This window comes from Bartonella sp. CR84HXZ (assembly GCF_042194535.1).
In the GTDB taxonomy this organism is placed as follows: domain Bacteria; phylum Pseudomonadota; class Alphaproteobacteria; order Rhizobiales; family Rhizobiaceae; genus Bartonella; species Bartonella grahamii.
The window spans coordinates 1-1,142 of record NZ_JBHIMY010000092.1; the positions used below are offsets into that span (position 1 = coordinate 1).

Consider the following 1,142-nt stretch of genomic DNA (forward strand, 5'->3'; position numbering starts at 1 on the left):
GGCGTCCTTGACAAAGAACCTAACGGCTTGTTTCGTCCATCTCACGCGGCTCCGAAATCATGATTAAAAGGGTGAGCTTTTAGGGGCATATCCTACAAAAGAAAGAGATAAAAATTATAAGCTATTTTATGAGATAAATATTTGAAAATATTATAAAAAATGCCAAAAAAAGACAAAAAAACAGTTGACAATAAATGGGTATTTTACTATATTAATACTTAAGTGATCAAAACACTAAGCCGTAAGAAAACAGATGACAAAAAAATCTTTTCTTGCTTTCAGAAACTGACTGTCTTTTATGCTTTTATTAGCATATATAGTGATTTTGTCGGGTGTGGTTATGCCATACAACACCCTTTTAGGGAAAAGCATAACAACGGACTTACGGCCGTGTTTTGAACGCCCGACGCCTTATAGGGTGTCAATTCAAAACTTTTAAACCGTAAGGAGTTCATTATGAACGCTATCTCAAAAAAATATGAATTTATTGATGATTGTGAATATATCGATGGTCATTTCTTAACTCGAATTAGAGCCTTAAGAGATTTTGATGATGTCAAGGCTGGTGATCTTGGTGGTTATATTGAAAAGGAAAGCAACTTATCTCATGAGGGAAATTGCTGGGTTTACGATAAAGCACGCGTTTTTCAAAATGCAAGGGTTTATGAAAATGGTAAAGTGAAAAGCTTTTTTGTAGACGTTTATGGTGATGCACAAATTTATGGCAATGCTATTTTTGAAGGCATGACAATAAATGATTATTGTGAGGTTTATGGCAACGCCCATATTCAAAACGCTGTTGTAATTGAAGGTAATGCAAAAATTTATGATAACGCCTCTGTAAGTGGACATGCTCATATTTCTGATTCATCTGTTATTTGTGATAATGCTCATGTCGGTGGCAATGCAAAAATAAGTGATGGTGCTTATATTTGTGATTATTCCTATGTCGTTGATGATGCCGTGGTTTGTGGTGCTTATGTATCTGGCGATTCTTGTATTCATAGCGCCGCCTCTTTAACTGAATATGATCAAATTCATGATGAGGCAATTCCAAGATTTGGTAGTGATGATGATTATTTTCGTGATGAGTATGAGGATGTTGCGTAAATAAAATAGCAGGTGCGGGGGGCGCCTGCTTT

1 protein-coding gene is annotated in these 1,142 nt (G+C 35.7%); it reads left to right on the plus strand.

Annotated features, from left to right (window positions below):
• Nucleotides 1-456: 456 nt before the first annotated feature.
• Nucleotides 457-1,110 carry a hypothetical protein gene (locus ACFIKD_RS09510; protein ID WP_375634883.1) on the plus strand — a complete coding sequence of 218 codons (654 nt, stop codon included), beginning with the start codon at nucleotides 457-459 and terminating at the stop codon, nucleotides 1,108-1,110.
• The last annotated feature ends 32 nt before the right edge of the window (nucleotides 1,111-1,142 follow it).

Coding starts and splice junctions, on each gene's coding strand:
- ACFIKD_RS09510 (WP_375634883.1), top strand. CDS start 457: ATGAACGCTATCTCAAAAAAATATGAATTTATTGATGATTGTGAATAT.